The sequence below is a fragment of the Labedella phragmitis genome (assembly GCF_004078635.1).
GTDB lineage: Bacteria > Actinomycetota > Actinomycetes > Actinomycetales > Microbacteriaceae > Labedella > Labedella phragmitis.
In genome coordinates, this window is sequence record NZ_RZNB01000003.1 from 94,661 (window position 1) to 118,202 (window position 23,542).

Here is a 23,542-nt window from a genome sequence, read left to right on the forward strand (position 1 = left end):
CCGGTCGGACCAACGGTCCGACCGGCGCCCGACGAGGCGGCTTCAGTTCACAGGTGACGCGCCGAGAAGGTGTCGCACGCCGCCGTTCCGTTCTCGAGCCCGGTCGTGAACCACGCCTGGCGCTGTTCGCTCGCACCGTGAGTCCAGGTCTCGGGGTTCACGCCTCCACCCGCTGAGGCCTGGATGCGGTCGTCGCCGACAGCCTCGGCAGCACTCAGGGCGTCGGCGATCTGCTCCGTCGAGACGGGCTCGAGGAACACGTCGCCGTCGGCATCCGTCGTCTCCTGGGCCGCCCGGACCCACGCCCCGGCGTAGCAGTCGGCCTGGAGCTCGAGTCGGACTCCGTTCGACTCCGGCCCGGTCTGCGACATGTCGAGCCCGTCCATCCGCCCGGTGATGTTCTGGATGTGGTGCCCCCACTCGTGCGCGACGACGTAGAGCTGGGCGAGGGACCCTCCCGAGGACCCGAAGCGCGTGCGCAGTTCGTCGAAGAAGGTCGTATCGATGTAGACCATCTGGTCCGGCGGGCAGTAGAAGGGCCCGACGGCGCTCGTCGCCTGACCGCACCCGGTGTCGACGGCCTGCTCGAAGAGGATGAGCTCCGGCTGCTGATAGCCCTCGACCTCCTGCGACCAGAACACATCCAGGGAGGTCGCGGCCGCTTGCATGCGACAGTCGAGCTCCGTGTTGGCATCCTCTCCCGTGACGCACTCCGCGAGCGGGGAATCGGTCGCCGCGACACCCCCTCCCGCCCCGCCGCCCCCGAGAAGCGCCGACGGGTCGATGTTGATCCCGAACAGGGGGCCGAGCAGCACGACAGCGAGGACGAGGATGCCTCCACCGCCGGCGGCGACCCCCGCCGTGCGCCCCCGCCGCCGTGACACCTTGCCTCCGCGGATGTCCGCGCCTTCGTTGAACGTCATGCGCACACGGTAGCGAAACGGGCGACGACGAAGGCATCCCTTGCGGCGTCCGACCGCCGAACGGTAGCCCGGAAATGAACGTGAGTACCCCTCACCCCCCGCAATGGGGGTGGAGAGACTCCTGTGCCCGATTCGGTATCTGAGCTACTCTCAGATTACGGAGTTGAGGGCACCTCACATTCCGAACCCGGACGCCTCCCGCCCACTCCCGACCCGAACCGGAGTGGTCGGGAGGCCATCCGATTCCGTCGTGACAGAGGGGGGTCAACGGCCATGCATTCGCTCGTAAACAGACATCGGGAGCTCGCCTTCCGCGATCTCGCCGGGAAGGACCAGGATTCGGCATGACGGAGCTCAAGCACCTTCTGCCCGCCGACGACCTCGGCCGATTCCTCCCCACGTCCTGGGTGACGCGGCGGGGGGCGCACACGACGTCGGAGCGCCAGTGGGCCCAGTCGCACCGCGCCAGGCTGCTCGCGAACGACGTCACCGTCATCGCCGCCTCGCTCGGCCTCGCCTACCTCGTCCGTTCGCTCTTCGAGCCGGTCGCCCCTGACTCCACCTGGGTGCTCACGTACGCCGTGGCGTCCACCATCATCCTCACGGTGTGGATCGCGACCCTTGGAGCGCACCGCACTCGCGACATCCGCGTCATCGGCATCGGAGCGAGCGAGTACAAGCGCGTCACGAACGCGAGCGTCATCGCGTTCGCCGTGCTCGGCATCCTCCTCTTCGCCGTTCAGGCCGAGGTCTCCAGAGTCTTCTTCTTCACGGCGCTCGGCGTCGGGACGCTCGGTCTCGTCTCCACCCGATGGGCCTGGAGACACTGGCTGCTTCGGCAGCCGGCGCGTGACCGCTTCCTGTCGCGAGCGATCGTCGTGGGCGGCGTCGACGAGGCGGAGTACGTCGTCCGTCAGATCAACGACAAGTCGCGAGCGAGCTACAACGTCGTCGCGGCGACCGTCTCCGACAGCACCGAGTCCCACATCTCGGTCGGCGACCGCCGGGTCCCGATCGTCGGCGAACCCGCCGGGGTCGCGACCCTCGCCCGCAACCTCCAGGCCGATGCCGTGATCGTCGCCGGAGCGGCGAGCCGCAACCCGTCGTACATCCGCAGCCTCAGCTGGGACCTCGAGGGCACGGGCACCGAACTCGTGCTCGCCGCCCAGCTCACCGACGTCGCCGGGCCGCGCATCCACTTCCGCCCGGTCGACGGCCTCCCACTCATGCACGTCGAGATCCCGCAGTTCGACGGCCTCAAGCACGTCGTGAAGCGCTCGTTCGACATCGTCGCGTCCGGGATCGGCCTGCTCCTGCTCGCACCGCTCTTCGGCATCATCGCTCTGGCGGTGAACGCGGACAGCCCGGGTGGCGTCCTCTTCCGCCAGGAGCGCGTCGGCAAGGGCGAGCGCAGCTTCACCATGCTCAAATTCCGCACCATGGTGCCGACCGCCGAGCAGGACCTCGCGGCCCTGCTCGCGGCGAACGAGGGCAGCGGTCTGCTGTTCAAGATGAAGAACGATCCGCGGGTGACACGCATCGGCCGGGTCCTCCGGAAGTACTCCCTCGACGAGCTCCCCCAGCTGTGGAACGTCTTCGTCGGCGACATGAGCCTCGTCGGCCCCCGTCCGCCGCTCCCTCGCGAGGTGAGTGACTACGAGAGCCACGTCCGTCGCCGGCTCTACATCAAGCCCGGCCTCACCGGCATGTGGCAGGTCGGAGGACGCAGTGACCTCAGCTGGGAGGAGAGCGTCCGCTTGGACCTCTACTACGTCGAGAACTGGTCGCTCGTCGGCGACCTCATGATCCTGTGGCGCACCGTCAAGGTCGTCACGCAGCCCTCTGGAGCCTACTGATGAGCGACGCGACCACGATGCCGACGGCTGAGCGCACGGCGCGTCCGCTGCATATCGCGATGATCGGCACGCGCGGCGTGCCCGCGGCCTACGGCGGCTTCGAGACGGCGATCGAGGAGATCGGTCGTCGTCTCGTCGAGCGCGGCCACTCCGTGACCGTCTATTGCCGGTCGAAGGACGGCGAGAAGCCCGCAGAGCACCTGGGCATGGCCCTCGTCCACCTCCCTGCGCTCCACGTCAAGGTCGCCGAGACCCTCAGCCACACCGGACTCTCCGCCATCCACGCCGTGACGCACGCCGCGCCGGACGCAGCCTTCGTCTTCAACGCCGCGAACGCTCCTTTCGTGCCCGTGCTCCGCGCTCGCGGAATCCCGACCGCCGTGCACGTCGACGGCCTCGAATGGAAGCGCGACAAGTGGGGCGGTGCCGGCAAGCGGTACTACCGAGCCGCCGAATCCGCAGCCGTCCGTTGGTCTGACGCCCTCATCGCCGATGCCCAGGGCATCGCCGACTACTACGACGACGAGTTCGGCGTGCCGACCGAGCTCATCAGCTACGGCGCCACGATCATCGACGAACCGACGTCGACGCGGATCGGTGAGCTCGGCCTCACGCCGAACGCCTTCCACCTCGTGGTCGCGCGGTTCGAGCCGGAGAACCACGTCCGTGAGATCGTCGAGGGCTACTCGGCGAGCGACGCGCGCTTGCCTCTCGTCGTCGTGGGCTCCGCCCCGTACTCGGCCGAATACACCGCGGCGATCGAGCGGATCGCCGCGAGCGACGACCGCATCCGCATGCTCGGAGGCGTGTGGGACCAGGACCTCCTCGACGAGTTGTACGCCAACGCGCTCACGTACGTCCACGGCCACTCCGTCGGCGGCACGAACCCGTCGCTGCTGCGTGCCATCGGCGCCGGCACGGCCGTCCTCGCGTGGGACGTCGACTTCAACCGCGAGGTGACCCTCGAGGACGGGCGGTACTTCGGGAGCGCGTCAGCGCTCGCACCCCTGCTCGAGTCCTCGGAGTCCGACCTCGCGGCGACACTCTCGAGGGGTGACCGCCTGCGCGTCCGCGCTGCGACGACCTACGACTGGGACCTCGTGACCACCGGCTACGAGCACCTCGCCGCCCGGCTGGCCGCCGGGTACTCCATCCGTCCGATCGCGAGATCGGCCCGTCGCTCGGCGAGCTCGTCGCGATCCGGCGCTTCCGTCGCCTCCCCCGTCTCGTGAGGGGCGCCACCGTGGAGCGCCTCACGAAGACCGACGAGCGGGCATCGGCCACCGGAGCGGCGGCGACGTCGTACCTCGTCGCGCACCCGAGCGCCGACATGTACGGATCGGACCGAGTCCTGCTCGAATCCGTCGAGGGTTTCGTGGACGCGGGCATCCGTGTCACGGTCACCCTCCCCGACGACGGCCCCCTCGTCCGACTCCTCGAGGAGCGCGGCGCTCGCGTCGTCTTCACGCCGACCCTTGTCCTCCGCAAGAGCCTCCTCACCCCGCGGGGGCTGTTCGCCCTCGTCTCGCAGACGATCACCGGGTTGCGGGCCGGACGGCGCCTTGTTCGCGAGGTCCGTCCGAGTGTCGTGTGGACGAACACCATCACGATCCCCCTCTGGACCGTGCTCGCCCGGTTCTTCCGGATCCCATCCGTCGTGCACGTGCACGAGGCCGAGGGCTCGGCATCGAAGGTCATGATGCGAGCGCTCGCTCTTCCGCTCCTCCTCGCCGACCAACTCGTGGCGAATAGCAACTACAGCGCCGGTGTCCTCCGGGACTCCTTCGCATCGCTCGGTGAGCGCTGCACCGTCGTCTACAACGGCGTCATCGGCCCCGAGGCCGTCACCGCGCCCCGGGAGACCCTCGACGACGAACTACGCGTGCTCTACGTCGGAAGGCTCTCACCCCGGAAGGGACCCGACCTCATCATCGAGGCGACCGCCGCCCTGCGCGAGCGCGGCATCCCGGCGCGCCTCGACCTCGTGGGCGCCGTCTTCCCGGGGTACGAGTGGTTCGAGCAGCAGTTGCGCGACAGCATCGCGACTCTCGGTCTGCGCGACAGCGTGCAGTTGCGCGGCTTCCAGGACAGCCCCTGGCCGTTCCTCGCCGCGAGTGACGTGCTCGTCGTCCCCTCGCGCCTCGACGAGCCGTTCGGCAACACCGCCGTGGAGAGCGTGCTCGCCGCTCGGCCCGTGGTCGTGAGCGACACGTCGGGACTGCGCGAAGCGGCGTGGGGCTACCGCTCCGCTCAGCAGGTGGAACCGGGAGACGCCCACGACATCGCCGACGCGCTCGAGCGGGTGTGGGGCGACTGGCAGCGGTTCCGATCCGACGCGATCTCGGACGAAGCGGTCGCCCGCGAGCGCCACTCCGTCGCGACGTATCAGCGTCGGATCGCCGACGCCGCCGCGGCGGTCGCCGTCGGGCGCCGGTCGCGCGTCAGAGCCCATGCGTAACGGTCACTCGACCGGCTTCCCCGAAGCCGCGGCCCGCGCCGTGGTCGATCAGGAACCGAAGCGGGCGAGCACGGTCAGAAGGCGATCCACCGTCTCCGTGACCTCGTCGAGCGCGACGTCGTGCTGTCTGTCGCCGAGCACGTGCCCGTCGACGACGTCGAGCGGGTCGCCCCCGGCCGCACCGCGGAACCATCGCGCGAAGCTCGACCGCGCGGCTCGCGCTGCCGGAGGAGTGAGGCCGCGGCGACCGTTGAGCGTCGCGGCGAACCGCTCGAAGGCGGGAGCGGACTCGTCGATGTCCGACACCGCGACGTCGGTCTCCGCGAGGGCCACGGCCTCACGCAGGGTGAAGGTGCGCGCTCTCGCCGAGGAGTCGACCCGTGCGACAGCCGCGCGTTCCGCCTTCGACGCCGTGAGGATGAGGGCGGCTCCGCTCACGCGATCCGCGTCGAGCTGCCTCGCCGCATGGGCCTTCGTGAAGTCGGCGCCGTCCGGTGCGGTCGCCCAGATGCGAGCGTCGACGCGGGGGCAGATCGCCGCTCCGACGAGGGCACCCGCCCCGGCACTCGAAGCTGAGTGTCCCTCGAATTCGGGTATCGACCGGAGGCCGCGCATCAAGAGATACTCGGCAAGAGGCGAGCGGCAGACGTTCGCAGCACACACCACCAACAGGTTCCGGCCACGATTTTCGTCCAGGACCACCCTCCCTTCGATACCGGGCAATCCTAACCGGCCGAGCGGAGACACGATGCACGGGGCGACCGGCCCCCGAACCGGTCGAACCACCAGAGGGGGACTCGTATGACCATCCACGACTACATCGCGGCGATCAGGAAGCAGTGGATCGTCATCGCCCTGCTCACGGTGCTCGGCGCGGGCGCCGGCTTCGCCTACGCGCAGACGATGCCCGACATGTACCGGTCGACGGCGAGCGCCTACGCGTCGACCGTCAGCGGGGAGACCACGAACGAACTCGTCCAGGGCTCGACCTTCGTCCAGGGCATCGTCCAGTCGTACGCCACGGTCGCGAAGTCGCCGTACGTCCTGGAGCCCGTGATCGAGGACCTCGGCCTCGACATGAGCGTCAAGGATCTTGCGAAGGCGATCACGGCCGACACCCCGCTCAACACCGTCATCGTCGAGATCTCGGCGACGAGCGGCGACCCCGAGCAGGCCCGTCGGCTCGCTCAGGCCGTCGTCCGCTCCCTCGCCGACGCCGTCGCGGACACCGGGATCTCGCCGCGCGGGTCCGACGGCAAGCCGATGGTCCAGCTCACGGTCATCTCGCCTGCCGCCACTCCGGTCGCGCCGTTCTCGCCGGACACGAAGATGATCGCGGCGCTCGCCGGAGGCATCGGGCTCCTGCTCGGCCTCGCGTGGGCCGTCGTGCGGGAACTGGTCGACACACGCATCCGCTCGCAGAAGGACATCGAGCTCGTGACCGACTCCCCCGTCCTCGCCGAGATCGGTCGCGGCCCGCGTGATCGCAGCATCGCCCAGGTCATCCGCACGAATCCCAACGGCGCCACGGCGGAGGCGTTCCGCGGACTCACGATGAGCCTCGCCTTCGCCGACGTCGACAAGCCCGTCTCAGCCGTCGTGGTCACCTCGGCGATGCCGGCTGAGGGCAAGAGCTCCGTCTCGGTCGGGCTCGCCCTCACCCTGGCTGAGAGCATGGGACGTGTCCTCCTGATCGACGCCGATCTCCGGAAGCCGTCCGTGGCCGACTACACGGGCCTCGACGGCAGTGTCGGACTCACCAACGTCTTGCTGGGCAGCTCGACGATCGCCGATGCCGTTCAGCCCTGGGGCGCTCCGGGGCTCGACGTCCTCACGGCCGGCACCATTCCCCCGAACCCGAACCAGCTGCTCGCGTCCGACACGATGCGCGCGACCCTCGCCGAGCTCAAGAAGCAGTACGACTTCGTGGTCATCGACACGTCGCCGCTCATCCCCGTCACCGACCCGCTGTGGCTCGTGCACGAGACGGACGGTGCCATCGTCGTCGCCCGCAACAAGAAGACGAAGCGTCCTCAGCTCTCCAAGGCCATGGCGACACTCGGCTCGGTCGGCGCCCGCACGCTGGGCGTCGTCGCCAACGACGTCAAGGGTCACGAGCGACTCACCTACTACACGGAGTCGGAGAAGTCCCCGTCACGACCGTCACGGGACGCGATCGTGAGCGCCGCGACCGGCCAGGACGACGCCTGACACGCGAGGGAGCCTCGATTCCGCGAAAGGCCCTGCCGTCCCACGAACTGTGGGATGACGGGGCTTTTCGTCTTCCCGTGCACGGATCACCCTGAGCCATCCTCGATTTTCCGGTGGACCACACCCGGAGGACTTGCTAGCCTTTCGGCAATCGTGTGCCGCGTTCGGGGGACAAATCCACCGGATCCGCTCACGCTCGCCATCGCCCGAACACGTTGACGACGGTCCACCCGACCCCCCACCGGGCCGTCAGCACACCGCAGAGGACAGCAGTGACCCATCGTCGAACCACGTTCATCGCGCCGGAGACGGCCGCGCCCCCTCTTCATCCGACACGTCGAACCGAACGTCGCGCTCGTCGCTCGTCGGCGCGCGCCTACCGCGGCGCCCTCGCCCTGACGGCGGTCGCCGCGGTCGGAGCCCTCACGATCGGCAACATCGTGCAGACGACCGGCCGGGCAACAGCCGCCGGCTACGTCGAAGGCGACGTCATCGCCAGCGACAGCTTCTCCCGCACGGAGCCGACCGGCTTCGGCGCGGCGGACAGCGGCGGTAAATACGCCTCGGGTTCCACGAAGGGGCTGTCCGTCGAGGACGGAGTCGGCACCGTCGATTTCGGCAGTGGCGGCACCTCTCGGAACGCCGTGCTCACGTCGAGCTCTGCCGGTGACTCCCAGGCATCGGTGACCGTCGCGGTGCCGGAGCTTCCCGCGAGCGGCGGCGGGGTGTACTTCACGCTTCAGGCGCGCTCCGACGGGTCCTCGTTCTACGGGGCGACCCTCCGCATCACGCCGGACGGCGACGCCCTCCTGCGCATCGTCCGCGTCAACGGATCCCTCTCGGAGAAGTCGGTCCTGGCAGGGTCGAGGCACGTCGCGTCGGGCGTCACCGCCGGTAGCGCTCTGCGCGTAGACCTGCAGGTCACCGGTTCGGCGAAGGTCGCGACGCAGGCCCGTGCGTACCCCGCTGGAACGAGCGCGCCCGAGTGGCAGCGCAGCGCGACCGACTCGAGCGACTCCCGCATCGCCTCCGGCGGCGTCGGCGTGTGGACGTACCTGTCCTCAGGCTCCGAACCCGTCGCGATCTCGCTCGACGACCTGACTGCCGTCGAGCTGGTGACGGACACGAACCCGACGCCGACACCGACGCCGCCCACGCCCACGCCCACGCCCACGGCACCGACGCCGACGCCGACGGATGCGCCGAGCACGCCTGCTCCGACGCCCACGCCGACCACCCCGGCACCGACACCCACCACGCCGGCACCCACGCCAACCCCGACGCCGGAGCAGCCCGCTCCCGAGGAGCCCTCGAACTCGTCGAGCCGCGGGTCGGCGCCGGTCGGAAGCACGACGTACGCCGTGCCGACCGGTGCGGTCTTCGTCTCGGCCTCGGCGGCGACCGAGGGGAACGGATCGAAGTCGTCACCGTTCAAGACGGTGGCGAGGGCCATCGAGGAGGCTGAGAGCGGAGACACTCTCGTCCTGCGCGGCGGAACGTACCACGAGCACGTGGAAGTCCGCGGCGGCAAGCGCCTCACGATCCAGTCCTACCCGGGTGAAGCCGTCTGGTTCGACGGCGCCGAGAAGATCGACTCCTGGAAGGCGGCCGGCGGTGACTGGGTCGTCGGCGGCTGGGACTACGACTTCGATACGAGCCCGACCTTCATCAAGGGCGCTCCGGACAACGACGACGAGTCGACGAAATTCCTCGATCCCGCTTTCCCGCTCGCCGCACACCCCGACCAGGTGTGGGTCGACGGCCAGCCTCTCACCGAGGTCGGATCGCGTGGAGCGGTCAAGGAGGGCACCTTCTACGTCGATCGGGGATCGGACCAGTTGTTCCTCGGAACCGACCCGTCCGGCCGTGACGTCCGGGCGAGCACGCTGCAGCTCGGCATCGACATCATGACCGAGGGGTCGGTCGTGCGGGGCATCGGAGTCCAGCGCTACGCGACGTCGGTCTGGCAGAAGGCTCCTCTCCTCGCCCAGGCGTCGAACGTGACCTTCGAGAACGTCGTCACCCGGGACAACGCCGCCTCCGGCGTCGCCGCCGCTCGCGGTTCGGGGATCACGTTCCGCAACATGACGATCTCGAGCAACGGCCGCTCCGGCGGCGGTGCCACCTACACGGACCGTTTCACGCTCGAGGACTCGCTCGTCGAGGACAACAACGTGCAGCGGTTCAAGGGCAGCCCGTCCTCCGGCGGCTTCAAGATCGGCCGGAGCCGTGACGTCACTTTCGCCGATAACGACTTCCTCGCAAACCGGACCACGGGCCTCTGGTTCGACGAGTCCGTCTACGACGGGACCGTGACCGGTAACCGCATCTCCGAGAACGGCACGGGACTCACACTCGAGCTCTCGCAGAAGGTCGTCGTGGCCGACAACATCCTCGACAACAACGTGACCTACGGTCTGCACATCCAGAACACCGGCGACGTGCAGGTCTGGAACAACACGATCGTCGACAACGAGCGCGGACCGATCAACATCGTCCAGGACGAGCGCCGCCAGTCGAACCTGAAGTACGCGGGTCACGACCCTCGCCAGTCGCTTCCCGATATGACGGTGCCGTGGCTCACGAAGAACATCACCATCGCCAACAACGTCCTGGGCAGCGCCACGACGAGCGGCATGCTGCACGTCCTCGATCAGGAGAAGAAGCTCGCGGCGGAGGACATGCGCGTCACGACGAACGGCAACCTCTACCAGAACCCCACTCGGGGCGGTTACACCGTCGTGCGGTGGGCCGACGGCGGAGCGGGCCCGTCGTACTACCGGAGCCTCGACGCCTTCTCGGCGGCGACGGGCCAGGAGAAGCGCTCCGAGATGCTCACGTCCTCCACGGCCGTGAACGGCGACTTCACCCTCACACGTGAGGCGTCCGATCTCGCCCGGAGCATCAGCCTGCCGCTCCCCTCGTCCCTGACCGGCCTGCTCGCCGGTCTCGGCCTGCCCGCGCTGGGAGCATCACCCACCCCGTGAACGGGGGAATGTGAGCATTCGTCACCTCGACTAGTCTGAGTGTCGGTGGCCGCCCGTCGGCCACCGTCACCGGACGAAGGGAGGACGACGTGCAGACGCTCACACGCCAATCGCCGCCTCGTCCGATCCTCGATCGGGCGGGCGGCGATTCGCGTTTCCCGGTCTCCTCGCCACTCGAGCACGGCCTCGCAGCACTCGTTCCCGTTTCTCTCGCGGTCGGATACACCGTGTCGAACGGCGTGCAGGTCGGTCATCTCGTCGCCCTCCTTCTGCTCCCGGTCTGGCTCTCGTCGGTCGCGCGATTCCGCGGTGCGACGATCCTCCTCGTCCTGTGCGTCGTCGCACCCGTGTCGGGCGCCGTCCTGACACTCCTCGCGCGCAGCGACCACACGGTCAACAACGCGGCTCTCGTGACCAACAGCGTCGAGATAATCGGCCTCGGCATGGGAATCGGTGCTCTGCTCTGGTCGCGCCGGGTCCTCGGCGGGCCGTGGGTCGCCGTGCTCTTCGGTGTCGGCATGACCACGGGCATCCCCCTCGGCAGCGGACTCGGCTCGGAGAATCCCTGGCGATTCGCCTTCTCACTCCCGCTCACGGTCCTCCTCCTCGCGATCGCCTGGCTCCTCCGGAGTAGAGCGGTCGCCGTGATCGCGGCGCTCGGCCTATGCCTCGTGTCGGCGCTCAACGACAGTCGGGCCGGAAGCGCGATGCTCGCTATGACGGCCATGCTGATCCTCTGGCAGATGCGGCCGACCGCGGCAGGAGCACGTGCGTCGACCATCCGGACGCTGCTGAGCATCGGCGTGCTCGGATCGATCGTGTACACGGTCACTCAAGCCGTCATCCTCGGGGGGCTGCTCGGCGAGCGCACCCAGGAGCGCACGCAGGCCCAGATCGAAACCTCCGGAAACCTGCTTCTCGGCGGGCGGCCGGAAGCCGGTGCCACCTTCGGGCTCCTGACCGACCGACCGTGGGGCTACGGCTCGGGGATCACGCCGAACCTCGATGACATCCTCGTCGCCAAGACCGGCATGGACGCCATCGGTTACGCCCCGAACAACGGGTACGTCGAGGGCTACATGTTCGGGTCCAGCTACGAGGTGCACTCCATCGTCGGAGACCTGTGGATCCTCTTCGGGCTCGCGGGAGCCGTACTCGCGATCATCCTGCTCGTGGTCACCTTCCAGTCGCTCAGCCACCACCTCGCCCGGCGCACGGCGAGCGCCCTGCTCATCTGGCTCGCGGTCCGGATGCTCTGGAACCTGCTCTTCAGTCCCGTGCACTCGTCGATCCCTCTTCTCATGCTGTTCCTCGCGATCGGGCTCGTCGTCCGTCGGACCGACGAGACGGCCGTTCCGACGGGTAAGCACATCGGGACGATCACCCTCCCCGCTCGGACGTCACGGTGAGCGCCGTGAACCGACCCGGCCGCCACGCCTGGGTCGACGCCGGTCGCGGACTCGCCATCTGCCTCGTCGCCCTCGTCCACGCCACTCGCTGGCTCGGCGGGACCGTCGACACCGAAGCCTGGGACGCGATCAGCTCGGTGCTCTCGACGCTGCGTATGCCGCTCTTCTTCGTCCTCGCCGGGTTGTTCGCCGGGAAGTGGCTCACCGCGGCGTGGTCGTCCCTCTGGTCGAGCAAGCTCTCGCTGTTCGCGTGGGTGTTCCTCGTCTGGGGTGCCATCGGATCGGTCATCTCGGTCATCGGTCAGACGATGCAGGGCGTCTCGCTCGGCGACATCAGCGTGCCGCGGCTCGTGCTCGCGTGGCTCCGCTCCCCGTTCGAGCCGCGCTTCGAGCTGTGGTTCATCTGGGCGCTCGCGCTCTTCTTCATCGCCGCCAAACTCCTGCGACGGATCGACCCGCGCGTGCAGCTCGCCGTCGCCGCCCTCGTGTCCGCGGCAGCCTTGAGCGGATGGGAGACACCCGAGGTCATCGGGTACAGCGGCGTCTTCAAGTACTTCGCGTTCTTCCTGGCCGGCCTCTACCTCAAGGAGCACGTGCTCGCCCTGGGCTCGCGCCGTCCCGGCCCGCTCCTCGTGGCCGCCGTGCTCGCGTGGGCGTCGCTGTCCCTAGCGATCCCGGCGCTCGGCCTCCGGACGGTCCCGGGACTGTACTTCGTCAATTGCGTCCTCGGAGTGGTGGCGGGCGTCACCATCTCCCGGGCACTCGTGCGCATCCCGCGACTCGCGGCGATCGGCGCGAACACCCTCCCGGTGTACCTGAGCCACACGCCTCTCATCGTGCTCATCACCGTCGTCCTCACCGCGCTCGACGGTCTCGTTTCGCTCGACCCGATCGGCGCGATCCTCCCGCCGGCCGTCGCTTTCCTCGCGATCGTGCTGTCGCTCGTCCTCAGTGCGCTCGCCTCCCGTGGCCCGCTGGCCGTCCTCTACCGGGCTCCGCGCCGTTTCAGCGTGCCCACGCTCCGATGACGATGGTCGGGCTCCAGACCCCACGACGCACACCGACGCCTCCCCGGAAGGTCCCACGATGACCCGCACCCCCCTCAGGGTCCAGCAGTCGTTCCCCGATCCCCGTCCGACCACGAACCCGTACATCGTGATGCTGCGCGACGAACTCGCGGCGACCGACGGGGTCGATGTGCGCACCTTCTCCTGGGCGAGTGCCCTGTTCGGCCGCTACGACGTCTTCCACGCGCACTGGCCCGAGATCCTCGTCTCCGGCCATTCGCCGCTCAAGACGGCCGCTCGACAGGTGCTCACGGCGCTCCTCGTGGCGCGCTGGCGGCTCACGGCCACGGCCGTCGTCCGAACCGTGCACAATCTCCACCGCCCCGAGGGACTCAGCCGCTCACAAGGCGCACTCCTCGGCGCGATCGAACGGGCGACGGTCCACGCGATCGTCCTCAACGAGTCGACGGTCCTCGACGACTCGACGGTCCTTCCATCCGGCACCCCGACGACGCTCGTGCTGCACGGTCACTACCGTGACTGGTTCTCCCGCTTCCCGCAGCGCGAGGCCCAGCGCGGTCGGTTCAGCTACTTCGGGCTCATCCGTCGATACAAGGGAGTGGACGCACTCCTGCGTGCATTCCGAGGGTTGCCGGGCGACTACAGCCTCCGCGTCGCGGGTAAGGCACGCGCCGATGCGCTCGCCGACGAGCTGGTCGAGCTCGCAGCATCCGACGACCGGGTCGACCTGACGCTCGAGTTCCTCTCCGAGGCCGAGCTCGTGGACGTCGCCCGTCAGGGCGAGATCGTCGTGCTCCCGTACCGCGAGATGCACAATTCCGGAGGGGCACTCGCCGCCCTCTCCGTGGACAGGCCCGTGCTCGTTCCCGCGAACGAGGTCAACAGCCGCCTCGCGGACGAGGTCGGTCCCGGCTGGGTTTTGCAGTACGACGGAGAGATCGACGCCGACATCCTCGAGCGGGCGATCACGACCGTCCGTGCCGAGGGCCGGTCGCCGAGGCCCGACCTGTCGGCGCGGGATTGGGATCGCGCGGGCCGCGGGCACCTCGAGGCCTACGAGGCGGCCGTGGCCTCCCGATCAGGTCGTCGACGTGGGCGCTGAGGCTGTGCCGGGGCGTCGGTACTCCTTGTACGAGTACCCCATGAGCCCGGAGACCATCCCCGCGCCACGCGCCATCGTCCTGACCCCCTTGGCCCGATGCCGGAGTGAACGCGTGACCACCCCGAGCGCCGCGCGAAAGGCCCCGCCGGCGAGTCGTACGAGTCCCTTCACGAGACACGACGCTCGGACGCGCCAGCGCGCGGAGGCGCCCTGCGCGAGGGCGACCGAGGTGAGCGACCAGCTGTTGCCGCTCCGGAAGGCGCGGCGGACGACCCAGTCACGCGTCACCCTCGATGCGGGGACCACGTCCCAGACGATCGCCTCGTCGCACCACACGAGCGTGCCGGACCGTGCGAGGGTGCGCGAGAACATGGTGTCGCCGCCGCCTGTGATTCCGAACGCCGGATCGAACGCGAGTCCGATGCGCCGCACGACACGCAGGTCGAGGAGCAGGTTGTTGGTCGCCGCGACGTCGACGGTCGAACCGGTCGGGAGCCTCCGGCGGGAGAAGAACTCGCCGGCCGTCACCCACGAGTCGGGCTCGACGTCGAACCGCGAGATGACGGGTCCGACGACGGCGACGGCGTCGTTCGCCTCGAACGTATCGAGGAGCAGCTCGAGCCACCGTTCGGTGGGTCGCTCGTCGTCGTCGATGAAGACGAGGATGTCGTCACCGGCGGCCTCGGCTTCGGCGAGCGCCCGGTTCCGACCGGCCGTGATACCCGAGACGGGTTCGGCGTGGTACCGCACGACGACCGATGGGCGGCTCGTCGCAAACGCCTCGACGGCGCTCCTGGCGCTCTCGTCCGGATCGTTGTCGATGACGAGGACGGAGGCCGAGCCGACGCGGTCGCGGACGGACTCCGCCTGGTCGGCCAGCAGCGGAAGCGTCTCGGCGATGTCCTCGGGACGACGGAAGGTGAGGACGGCGATGGTCACTCGAGCGTCACTGAGGGCGCGCTGTGCGGGCGTGTCGGGGCTCATCGGGAATCCTTCGTGTGGCGTGTCGGCGGCGACCGGGGACCTACGGCATGTCGTCCACAACCCTACGGGCTCCGCACCCTCCGGTGTTTCCCTCCTCCACCCGGCACGACCGCCCGCCACCGGCTTCCACCAACCGCGCCCGCACCACGACCACACGAAGGACTACACCGGATGACCGCGAGAACAGCGCCGGCCCCCGCCGCTGGCGAGTTCGGTCGCCGCGCGGCGCGCGGCGCCGCCGTGACGTTCATCGGGCAACTCGTCCGCATCCTCGTCCAGGTGGGCGGCCTCGCCGTCCTGGCCCGCATCCTCGGCCCGCAGGACTACGGCGTCTTCGCGATGGTGATGGTCATCGTCGGGATCTCCGAGGTGTTCCGCGACTTCGGGCTCTCGAACGCGGCCGTGCAGGCCCCGACGCTCAGCTCCCGTCAGCGCGACGTGCTCTTCTGGGTCAACTCCGGGATCGGCCTCGCCCTCGGCATCGTGATCTTCGGCGCCGCGTACGGCGTCGCGGCCCTCTACGGCCGTCCGGAGCTCGTCGCCCTCACCCAGTTCATGGGCATCACCTTCATCTTCAACGGGCTCGCGACCCAGCACCGCGCATCGCTCAACCGCGAACTGCGGTTCTGGTCGCTCACGGTCATCGACACGACGGCCGCGGTGCTCGCCCTCGTCGTCGCGATCCTCCTGTCCCTCGCGGGCCTCGGCTACTGGGCCCTCGCCTGGCAGATGGTGTCGCTCGCGATCGTGACCCTGATCCTCAGCATCGGCGCCGCCCGCTGGCTCCCGGGCCTCCCGAGGCGGGGAACCGACATGACGGGCTTCTACCGCTTCGGTTGGAACACCGTGGCGACGCAGCTCGTCCACTACACCGCCAACAACATGGACTCGTTCGTCATCGGACTCCGGCTCGGAGCCCGCGAGCTCGGAATCTACAACCGCGGCTTCCAACTCCTCATGAACCCCCTCAATCAGTTGCGGGCTCCCGCCACCCGTGTCGCGATCCCGCTGCTGTCCCGTCTCCAGGATCAGCACGACCGGTTCGACGCGTACATCCTGCGCGGTCAGATCGCCCTCGGATACACCCTCGTCGCCGGGCTCGGGCTCGTCGCCGGCGCTGCCGAGCCCGTCGTCTCGATCTTCCTCGGCGAGCGTTGGGCCGAGGTGACGCCCGTGCTGCGCTTCCTCATCGTCGCGGGCGCATTCCAGACGCTCGCCTACGTCGGCTACTGGGTCTTCGTCTCGCGAGCTCTCACGGGTGCCCTCTTCCGATTCACCCTCATCACCGCATCGATGAAGATCGTCTTCGTCCTCATCGGCTCCCAGTGGGGCGTTGTCGGCGTCGCCGCCGGGTACGCCCTCGAGCCGGTGCTCTCCTGGCCTCTCACACTGTGGTGGCTCACTCGGTACACGCGCATCCCCGTGCGGCCGCTCGTCGCGGGAGTCATCCGCATCGCGTCCATCGCCATCATCGGCGGAACGGCCGCATTCGGCGCCGTGACGCTCACCACCGGAGCAGGTCCCGTCGTGCAGATCGTCGCAGCGGCGGTCGCCGACCTCGCCGTCTACGCGATCGCGGCCCTCGTCGTCCCGCCCGTGCGTCGCGACGTCCTCGAACTCGTCGGTATCGCGCGAGCCGCTCGACGACGTCACCCCCGCCCGACCCATCCGTCGGCGCCCGCCGACGGAAGCGGGTCCACCGCCACCGAGGAGAACCCCCTGTGAGCCGCCACGCAGCCCCCGAATCCGAGGGGACCCCGCGCAGTCGCTTCGCCGGAGCCGCGGTCGTCGTCGTCAACTACGGGTCGGCAGACCTGCTCGCCCGGAATCTGACCGTGCTCACGCGAGCCGCGGAGGGCCTGACGACCGTGGTCGTCGACAACTTCACGAGCGCCCTCGAACGCGAGAATCTCCGTCATCTCGCGGCCGACGAAGGGTGGCGGCTCGTCGAGCCGCCGATCAACCTCGGGTTCGGAGTCGGCATGAACCGTGGCGTCGACGCCGCGCGCGAATCGGGGTGCGATCGTTTCCTCCTCCTGAACCCCGACGCGGTCATCGAGGCGGAAGCGGCGGGAACGCTCCTCGAGCGGGTGGTGGCCGAGCCCTCGGCTCTCGTGGCCCCGCGCATCCTCCGCCCGGACGGATCGACCTGGTTCGCGGGCTCCGACCTCTATCTCGACGACGGTCGCATCCGGTCCAGGAGGCGACGGCTCGACTCCGTCGCGGAGGACCGCATCGAACCCTGGCTGACGGGAGCGTGTCTCGCCGTGTCCGCAGAGTTGTGGGCGACGACGGGCGGCTTCTCCGACGACTACTTCCTCTACTGGGAGGATGTCGATCTCTCGCACCGTGTCGTCGCGTCGGGAGGCGCCCTCGTCCTCCTCGACGACGTCACGGCAGAGCACGCGCAGGGCGGGACGCAAGCCGCGGGCCACTCGAGCGCTGGTCAACCCAAGTCGGCGACCTACTACTACTACAACATCCGCAACCGGATGCTCTACGCGGCACTGCACCTCGACGACGACGACTACCGGGCGTGGGCCAAGCAGTCACGCGCCGTCGCGTGGGAGATCCTCCTCCAGGGCGGCCGCCGTCAATTGGTCGAGTCGCCCGCGCCTCTCCGTGCCGCCTACCGCGGCCTCCGCGACGGCGCGCGGCTCGCTCGACGCGTCCGCCGCGCCACTCGCTGATCCCTGGACCGTCTGCGCGTCCTTCGCGACGGCCCGACGTCCCGGAATCGCCGGCGCCCGGCGCTCCCGCTCCCCGTCGATCCGCCGGTCCTCGCCGTGCGCTCGCTGGGTGCGTCCGCCGCTCGAAGCCTCGTCGCCGATCAGCCGAGATACTCAGAGAAGCGCTGAGACGGTGGTGCCGGGCCGAGGCGCGACACCACCGTCTCAGGAGGGAGGACCGGGTGCGTGTCCGTGAGGGGGGCGGACACACACCCGGTGGTCTCGATGAGGCGGACTAGATCCGCTTCACGGTGTATTCGGCGAACCGGATGGTGGCCGGTGCCGTGCTCGAACCGGACACGTAGAACACGAGTCCCGTCGTGCCGGCCGTCTGCATCGCGGCCGTCGCGTCCGTACGGGACACCTGCCACGCGGCGGGCTCGGTCTGCGCGTCGGTCCACGCCTTCGCGCGGATCGTGGTCGGCGCCGTCCCCGTCACCTGCAGCCGCACCGTGACGGTGGTGCCGGCCGCGTACGTCGTGCCCGGGAGGGTGAGCGTCTGGAGCTTGGTACTCCCGCGCGCCACCTGGAGCTGCAGAGACCCGTTCGGGTTGAGCAGCACGAGGGCCGAGTACTTGTCCGAGCCGACCTGGCGCCCGACGACGGTGACGTACTGGCCGCCGCCCGTCGCGAGGGCGGGGACGACGAACGACACGGTCGAGTCGGTCGACGTCTCCGACACGGTGTTGAGACTCGCCGACCGGGTGGATCCGGCGCCGTTGGTGATCACTCCGGCTCCCCCGCTGACGGAGAACCCGGTCGCCCCGCCGCCGACCGTCCACGGCGCACCGGATGACGTCGCGCCCCATCCGTTCGCGACCGTGCGCTGCTCGAACGTGTCCGCTGCCACCGTGAGGGCGTCGGGCGGCGTCGTCACGGTGACCGACCGTGTGGTCGTGGCCGTCGCGCCGTCGTCGTCCGTGACCGTCAGCGTGACCGTGTAGGTTCCGGCGGCGGCGTACGGGTGGGACGTGGTAGCGCCCGTGCCCGTCGTCCCGTCGCCGAAGTTCCAGGCATAGGACGCGATCGATCCGTCCGAGTCGGCCGAGGCCGACGCGTCGACGGCGACCGAGAGGTCTGACGGAGTGGCGGTGAACGAGGCCGCCGGGGCCTGGTTCGCGGGCGGCGTCACCACTCCACCACCCGGGACGACGGCCGTGAGGTCGTCGAAGCGGACGGCGATCGGTCCCGTCGTGGTGCTGCCGGAGACGTAGCCGGTCGCACCGATCTGTCCGGCGGACTGGAGGCCGGCCGTCGAGTCGGTCGTGCTCAGCTGCCAGGAGGCCGGTTCCGTCTGCCCCGCGACCCAGACCTTCGTCTTGATCGTGGTGGGCGACGTTCCCGTCGTCTCCACCTTGAGGCGGAGGGTCGTGCTCGGCGTCACGGTCAGTCCCGAGACGTTCGTCTGCGAGATCGCCGTGCCGTTGCGCATGATCTGGAGGACCACCGCACCGTTCTGGATGCGCACGCGGGCCGAGTAGTACGACGTGTCGACCTGGCGGGCGACGAGAGAGACGTATGCTCCTCCACCGTCGGCCAGGACCGGCGTCGCGATGTCGGCTTGGAGGCTGACGTCGGTGACGGACACCTGACCGAGCCGCGCGTTCCGGGTGTGACCGGCCGGCAGGGTCATGACGCCATCGCCGCCGTTGACGGAGAAGGCGGCAGCGCCTCCCGTCACCGTCCAGGGTCCGCCGGTATTGGCGATTCCCCACGCGCTCGTCGCGGTCCGCTCGAAGGCGTCGGCGGCGATCGTGGACGAGACGGGCGGGGCCGTGACGGTGACCGACCGGGTGGTCGACGCCGTCGCGCCCTTGTCATCGGTCACCGTCAGGGTGACGGTGTACTCGCCGGCCGCGGCGTAGGTGTGGTTCGCCGTCGCTCCCGTCGCCGTACCCTCGTCACCGAAGTCCCAGGCGTAGGACGCGATCGTCCCGTCCGGGTCGGTCGACGCCGAGCCGTTGACGCTCACCGCGAGTCCGGAGCCGCTCGCCGTGAAACTCGCAGTCGGGTTCTGATTCGCCGGCGCGGTCGCCGAGACCACGCGGGTCGTCGTCGCCGTGCCGCCGCGGTTGTCCGTGACGGTGAGCGTGACGAGGAAGTCGCCGGCGGAACCGTAGGTGTGGTTCGTCGTCGCTCCCGTCCCGTTCTGACCGTCACCGAAGTTCCAGGCGTACGACGCGATCGTCCCGTCCGGGTCGGTCGACGCCGACGCGTCGAAGGTCGCGGAGAGGTTGGTCGCCTCGGCGGTGAAGGAGGCGGTCGGTGCGACGTTCGGAGCCGTGACGGTGACCTCGCGGGTCGTCGTCGCGGTGCCGCCGCGGTTGTCCGTCACGAGGAGCGTGACCGTGTAGGTGCCGCCCTCGGCGTACGGGTGGGAGATCGTCGTCCCGGTGCCCGTCGTGCCGTCTCCGAAGTCCCACATCGAGGACACGATCGTTCCGTCCGGATCCGCCGACGCCGAGGCGTCGAGCGAGACGGAGAGATCCGTCGTGGCGGCCGTGAAGGACGCCGTCGGGGGCTGGTTCGGGGCGATGCCCAGACCGAGGTCGTTGTGCTGCTTCACCTGGTCGGCCGTGAGGGGAGCCGAGTACACGGCGACCTCGTCGATCGTTCCGGTGAAGTAGGGGGCCGTGCCTCCCCACGTGGTGTCGCCACCGATCCGCCAGTAGCCCGTGTAATCCTGCGCACTGGTCTGCGGGTTGGTGCCGACGGACACGCCGTCGATGAACATGTTCATGCCCGCGCTCGACTGCTGCGCAACCACGTGGTGCCACTTCCCGTCGTTGAGGGCGGTGTTCGTCGTGATCGTGTTGGTCTGGCCTGTCCACGTACCGAACGTCAGTCGCCCGTCGTTCTCCATGTACACGTGGCGGTCGTAGCCGCCCGAGCCGCCCGTCGGGCTGGCGCCGAAGCCGATGATCTTGCCGCCGCGCGTCGTCGTCGTCTTGAACCAGGCCTCGACCGCGTAGGTGGTCGGGTTGCTGAACGCCACGTTGCTCGCGACGCCGGCCTCGTTCCAGCCCCACCACTCCTCGGTCGGGGCGAACCGCGCCGCCGTGTCGGAGGTGCCGCCGACCGCACCTGTCGCACCCTTCTCCACGAGTCCGGTGTACGTGCCCGGGTTGCCGAACGGACCGGAGTCCACGGCGACCGAGCCGCCCGACTCACCGAGTCGGTAGTACAGCGTCGGCTCGAGGTTGAAGACGGAGGCGCCGTAGGCGTCGGTCGGAGCGACAGGGATCGTCGACTGACGGCCGGAAGCCACGAAGTGCTCGTCGATCTGGCGTCGGGTCAGCACGGTCGGGTAGACCGCGACGTCGTCGATCGTGCCGGCGAAGAACCTGCTGGTCGGCTGGTTCGGCCAGCCGCCGAGATTGTCGCCACCCACACGCCAGGAGCCGTTGAAGGCCTGTCCCTGGGTGGTGTCGGTACGCGCCGCGACCTTCTTGGAGTCGACGTAGAGCTGCATGCCGTCCGGGCCCATGCTCGCGACGACGTGGTGCCACTGATCGTCGTTGTAGCTCGCGCCGCTCGTCACGACCTGCGTGTTGCCGGTATAGACGCCGAAGTTGATGCGGCCCGCGTTGTCCATGTAGACGTGACGGTCGTAGGAGGACGAGTCGCCGGTCTTGTTGTTGCCGAAGCCGATGATCTTGCCGCCCGACGTGCTGGTGGTCTTGATCCAGGCCTCCGCCGTGAAGGTGTTCGGACCCGGCTGGACCGCCGTGGACACCGCGAACGTGCCGTCGCTGCCCGCGAAGGACGTCGCCGTGTTCGCCGAGGCTGCTTCCTGGCCGGCGGTACCGCGGGTGACGGTCCCCGCGATGGTCAGGTCGTCACCGGCGACCCAGTCGTGACCGGCGGTGCCGGACGACTCGCCGAGGGGCCAGAACGATGCGGGGTTGTCGTCGAGGACACCCTGAGCGTACTCGCCGATGGTGCCCTCCTCGTTGGCCGTCACCGTCACGGGGTTGCCCTGTGCGTAGTTGCCGTACGGGTCGATCGCGCGGATGCGGTAGTTGTAGGACGCGCCCGGCGTGAGCCCCGTGTCCGTGAAGGACATGATCGGCCGCGTGTAGAAGTTCGAGGAGGCCGTCGTCGTGTAGACGGGCGTCGCGGTCTGGTTGTTCCGGATCACCTGGTAGGTGAGGAGCGCGTTGTCACGGTCGTGGTTCGCCTGCCAGGCGATCCGGGCCGTTCCCCGGCTGAACGACACGACGTTGGGCATGAAGTTCGTGCTGTTGAGGCGGGGGCCGTCATCGTTCGGGGCGATGTCCTTCGCCGCGAAGCGGACGAGGCCTTGCTGACCCCTGTTGTTCACGGTCGTGAACTCGCCTCCGTACAGGACGTACTTGCCCGCCACGAGGACGTCCCACGGTCCCTGGTTGCTCCCGGACGCCGCGCCCGTGTTGAAGGTCGGGAACCAGTCGAGGAGTGTCGGGGAGGGAGTACCGGCGAAGTTGTAGTAGCCGTGCGGGTCGGCGGTGAGGGTGCGTGTCGTCGCCTTCGTGAAGGCGATGGCGCGCTGGAAGCCCCACGGCTCGGTCTGCGGGTAGCCGCCGAGGTTGCCGCAGTAGTGCGCGTGCCCGGCCGTGTAGATGACGTCGGACCCGGCGGAGACCGAGTAGGTGTCGCCGTGGCAGTCCTCGACCCACTGCAGGGTCCCGCCGTTCCAGTCGGCTTTGAAGGTTCCCTCGAGGTTCCCGCCCTCGCCGTAGTGGTAGCCGGTGCCGTAGACACTCGTGCCGTCGGACGTGAGCGAGAGGATGGCCGAGTTCACACCGCCGTTGCGAATGAGCGAGTTGATCGCCCACGGCATGAGCTCGCCGGCCGTCGCGTCCACCGCGGCGAGGCCGTAGCCGGGGTTGCTCGATCCGTTCATCGTCGTGAACGATCCGCCGAGCACCACCTTGGATCCGTCAGGAGACACGGTGAGCGCGCTGACAGCACCGTCTCCGGCGCGCGGGTTCCACGGCGTGAGCTGACCGGCGCGCGTGAAGGACGCTGCTTTGAGGCGTTCCGTGGTGCCCACGGACGAGAACGCACCGCCCGCGAACACCGTGGAGTTCGTCGCCACGAGGGCCTCGACGCGACGCGTCACGTTGGGCGCGAAGGAGGACAGCGCCTGGCTCGGGATGTCGAAGGCCGCGATGTAGGAACGCGAGACGTCGTTGACGGTCGTGAAGAAGCCGCCGACGTAGAGGCGGGTTCCGTCGGGCGATGCCGCGAGGGTACGGACCTGCTGGTTGAACCGCGGCGCGAAAGGCAGGAGGGCGCCCGTCGTCAGGTCGTAGGCGAGGAAGTTCCTGCGGACGACCGTGTTCGTGCCGGCAGCGGCGCCGGAGGGACGGGCGGTCTCGAACTTGCCGGCGACGTAGACGGTGTTGCCGATGACGGCCTGATCCCAGACGACGCCGTCGATCTGCGGAGCGGGGAGCGGATCGCTCGACACCGTCTCCGGAGTCCCGGCCGGCGGCACGGTGTCCGCGGCGGCCGGCTGCAGGGAGAGCATGCTGAGCACGATCGCGGACACCGTGACGCCGACGAGCGCGACGAGCCGCGCTCCCCGTCGGGTACCGGGCTCGGATTTTGCAGTTTCGGGGACCGACAGCGATGGGGTCATGAAAATCTCGTGTCTCTGGGGGGTATGCGGGTGCACCAGCCAGCGGGGCGGTAACTCGAGAGGAACTGAGGGCCACTCACATCGGGTGATGCTAAATGGTAGCTTTCCTCACGTTTTTTTCCTTCCCCCCCATTCGGGGCGGTTTTCGCCCCGTGTCCGGGGACGGGACCACGCCGTCGGATCCGAGGGGATCCCGCGCGTTCCCGACGACGAAGGGCGGGCGGCGTCG

General features: G+C 69.3%; 14 protein-coding genes. 10 read left to right on the forward strand and 4 right to left on the reverse strand.

The window, feature by feature from the left end; genetic code table 11:
- Nucleotides 1-47: 47 nt before the first annotated feature.
- Nucleotides 48-923, reverse strand: coding sequence for a KPN_02809 family neutral zinc metallopeptidase (gene ypfJ / locus ELQ90_RS08585; protein WP_128494873.1), 876 nt, complete (start codon nucleotides 921-923; stop codon nucleotides 48-50).
- Nucleotides 924-1,267: 344 nt separating this feature from the next.
- Between ypfJ and ELQ90_RS08590 the strand changes: the two genes are divergently transcribed.
- From ELQ90_RS08590 to ELQ90_RS08600, 3 genes are read left to right on the forward strand one after another with little or no spacing between them, the layout of a single operon-like run.
- Nucleotides 1,268-2,779 (forward strand): sugar transferase, encoded by a 1,512-nt coding sequence (locus ELQ90_RS08590; protein ID WP_128494874.1) that lies wholly within the window; start codon nucleotides 1,268-1,270, stop codon nucleotides 2,777-2,779.
- Entirely contained in the window at nucleotides 2,779-4,011 is a 1,233-nt protein-coding gene (locus tag ELQ90_RS08595) for a DUF1972 domain-containing protein (RefSeq protein WP_128494875.1), read from the forward strand. Before ELQ90_RS08590 ends, ELQ90_RS08595 begins: the two co-directional genes overlap by 1 nt.
- An 11-nt stretch (nucleotides 4,012-4,022) precedes the next feature.
- Complete coding sequence (locus tag ELQ90_RS08600) at nucleotides 4,023-5,237, forward strand: glycosyltransferase (protein ID WP_243696082.1); 1,215 nt, start codon at nucleotides 4,023-4,025, stop codon at nucleotides 5,235-5,237.
- Nucleotides 5,238-5,285: 48 nt separating this feature from the next.
- Here ELQ90_RS08600 and ELQ90_RS08605 read toward each other — a convergent pair whose 3' ends face one another.
- Nucleotides 5,286-6,050, reverse strand: coding sequence for an arsenate reductase/protein-tyrosine-phosphatase family protein (locus ELQ90_RS08605; RefSeq protein ID WP_341810300.1), 765 nt, complete (start codon nucleotides 6,048-6,050; stop codon nucleotides 5,286-5,288).
- On the opposite strand from ELQ90_RS08605, the gene ELQ90_RS08610 reads away from it, so the two are divergent.
- From ELQ90_RS08610 to ELQ90_RS08640, 5 genes are all read left to right on the forward strand, one after another.
- Complete coding sequence (locus ELQ90_RS08610; protein WP_128494877.1) at nucleotides 6,039-7,448, forward strand: tyrosine-protein kinase domain-containing protein; 1,410 nt, start codon at nucleotides 6,039-6,041, stop codon at nucleotides 7,446-7,448. The two genes, ELQ90_RS08605 and ELQ90_RS08610, sit on opposite strands and share 12 nt — an antisense overlap.
- 272 nt (nucleotides 7,449-7,720) lie before the next feature.
- Complete coding sequence (locus tag ELQ90_RS16575; RefSeq protein ID WP_166408933.1) at nucleotides 7,721-10,435, forward strand: right-handed parallel beta-helix repeat-containing protein; 2,715 nt, start codon at nucleotides 7,721-7,723, stop codon at nucleotides 10,433-10,435.
- 89 nt (nucleotides 10,436-10,524) lie between these two features.
- A complete protein-coding gene (locus ELQ90_RS08630; protein WP_128494880.1) occupies nucleotides 10,525-11,844 on the forward strand; it encodes a hypothetical protein in 1,320 nt (439 codons plus the stop codon).
- Entirely contained in the window at nucleotides 11,841-12,872 is a 1,032-nt protein-coding gene (locus ELQ90_RS08635; protein ID WP_128494881.1) for an acyltransferase family protein, read from the forward strand. The genes ELQ90_RS08630 and ELQ90_RS08635 overlap by 4 nt, the downstream gene beginning before the upstream one ends.
- A gap of 58 nt (nucleotides 12,873-12,930) precedes the next feature.
- Complete coding sequence (locus tag ELQ90_RS08640) at nucleotides 12,931-13,974, forward strand: glycosyltransferase family protein (protein ID WP_128494882.1); 1,044 nt, start codon at nucleotides 12,931-12,933, stop codon at nucleotides 13,972-13,974.
- Here ELQ90_RS08640 and ELQ90_RS08645 read toward each other — a convergent pair.
- A complete protein-coding gene (locus ELQ90_RS08645; protein ID WP_128494883.1) occupies nucleotides 13,951-14,958 on the reverse strand; it encodes a glycosyltransferase family 2 protein in 1,008 nt (335 codons plus the stop codon). The two genes, ELQ90_RS08640 and ELQ90_RS08645, sit on opposite strands and share 24 nt — an antisense overlap.
- Before the next feature lie 171 nt (nucleotides 14,959-15,129).
- On the opposite strand from ELQ90_RS08645, the gene ELQ90_RS08650 reads away from it, so the two are divergent.
- Both ELQ90_RS08650 and ELQ90_RS08655 read left to right on the forward strand, forming a co-directional pair.
- Nucleotides 15,130-16,683, forward strand: a complete 1,554-nt coding sequence (locus ELQ90_RS08650; protein WP_128494884.1) for a lipopolysaccharide biosynthesis protein — start codon at nucleotides 15,130-15,132, stop codon at nucleotides 16,681-16,683.
- On the forward strand, nucleotides 16,680-17,648 hold the full coding sequence (locus ELQ90_RS08655) for a glycosyltransferase family 2 protein (RefSeq protein ID WP_128494885.1): 969 nt from the start codon (nucleotides 16,680-16,682) through the stop codon (nucleotides 17,646-17,648). The genes ELQ90_RS08650 and ELQ90_RS08655 overlap by 4 nt, the downstream gene beginning before the upstream one ends.
- Before the next feature lie 274 nt (nucleotides 17,649-17,922).
- Here ELQ90_RS08655 and ELQ90_RS17090 read toward each other — a convergent pair whose 3' ends face one another.
- Complete coding sequence (locus ELQ90_RS17090; protein WP_128494886.1) at nucleotides 17,923-23,313, reverse strand: PKD domain-containing protein; 5,391 nt, start codon at nucleotides 23,311-23,313, stop codon at nucleotides 17,923-17,925.
- Between the last annotated feature and the right edge of the window lie 229 nt (nucleotides 23,314-23,542).